The following is a 1,561-nucleotide window of genomic DNA, read 5'->3' as shown; positions in this document are numbered from 1 at the left end:
CCGCAAGTGGCCGAGAACCCGACCGAGCTGGTGGTGTATGGCGGCATTGGCCGGGCAGCACGTAACTGGGCCTGCTACGACAAAATTGTTGAAAGCCTGACGAACCTGAATGATGACGAAACCTTGCTGGTGCAATCCGGCAAGCCGGTCGGTGTGTTCAAAACCCACAGCAATGCGCCGCGCGTCCTGATCGCCAACTCCAACCTGGTGCCGCACTGGGCGACCTGGGAGCACTTCAACGAACTCGATGCCAAAGGGTTGGCCATGTATGGCCAGATGACAGCTGGTAGCTGGATCTACATTGGCAGTCAGGGGATTGTGCAAGGCACGTACGAAACCTTCGTCGAAGCCGGTCGCCAGCATTACAACGGCAGCCTCAAGGGCAAGTGGGTCCTGACGGCCGGTCTGGGCGGCATGGGCGGTGCGCAACCATTGGCCGCGACGCTGGCGGGCGCGTGCTCGCTGAACATCGAATGCCAGCAAAGCCGTATCGATTTCCGCCTGGCCACCCGTTACGTCGACGAACAAGCCACCGATCTGGATGACGCGCTGGCGCGTATTGCCCGCTACACCGCTGAAGGCAAGGCCATTTCCATTGCGTTGTGCGGGAATGCGGCTCAATTGCTGCCAGAAATGGTTCGCCGTGGCGTGCGCCCGGACATGGTCACCGACCAGACCAGCGCCCATGACCCGCTCAACGGCTACCTGCCCAAAGGCTGGACCTGGGAGCAATACCGCGACCGTGCCGTGACGGATCCGGCGAGCGTGGTGAAAGCCGCCAAGGCGTCGATGGGCGAACACGTCGAAGCCATGCTCGCCTTTCAGAAACAAGGCATTCCGACCTTCGACTACGGCAACAACATCCGTCAGATGGCCAAAGAAGTCGGTGTCGAAAACGCCTTCGACTTCCCCGGTTTTGTACCGGCCTACATCCGCCCACTGTTTTGCCGTGGCGTAGGCCCTTTCCGTTGGGTCGCACTGTCGGGCGAAGCCGACGACATCTACAAGACCGATGCCAAGGTCAAAGAGCTGATTGCCGACGACGCGCACCTGCATAACTGGCTGGACATGGCCCGCGAGCGCATCAGCTTCCAGGGGTTGCCGGCGCGTATCTGTTGGGTTGGCTTGGGCCAGCGTGCGAAGTTGGGCCTGGCGTTCAACGAAATGGTGCGCAGCGGCGAGCTGAAAGCGCCGATCGTGATTGGCCGCGATCACCTGGACTCCGGCTCCGTGGCCAGCCCGAACCGCGAGACCGAAGCCATGCAGGACGGTTCGGACGCGGTGTCCGACTGGCCGCTGCTCAACGCCTTGCTCAACACCGCCAGCGGCGCGACCTGGGTTTCGCTGCACCACGGCGGCGGCGTCGGCATGGGCTTCTCGCAGCATTCGGGCATGGTGATCGTGTGTGATGGCACCGACGAAGCGGCCGAACGCATTGCCCGCGTGCTGCACAACGACCCGGCCACCGGGGTGATGCGCCACGCCGACGCGGGGTACGACATCGCCATTGACTGCGCCAACGAGCAGGGTTTGAACCTGCCGATGATTAACGGCTAAGCCG

At 62.5% G+C, this 1,561-nt stretch carries 1 protein-coding gene; it reads left to right on the top strand.

All coding sequences use genetic code 11. The features are described 5' to 3' along the window. On the top strand, positions 1–1,557 hold a 1,557-nt coding region (hutU, locus tag HBN61_RS22260), incomplete at its 5' end, for a urocanate hydratase (RefSeq protein ID WP_170047922.1). Positions 1,558–1,561: the final 4 nt, after the last annotated feature.

Origin of the sequence: Pseudomonas sp. WS 5071 (assembly GCF_012985765.1) — a bacterium.
Lineage (GTDB): Bacteria > Pseudomonadota > Gammaproteobacteria > Pseudomonadales > Pseudomonadaceae > Aquipseudomonas > Aquipseudomonas lundensis_A.
This window is presented reverse-complemented; position numbering and strand designations above follow the sequence as displayed.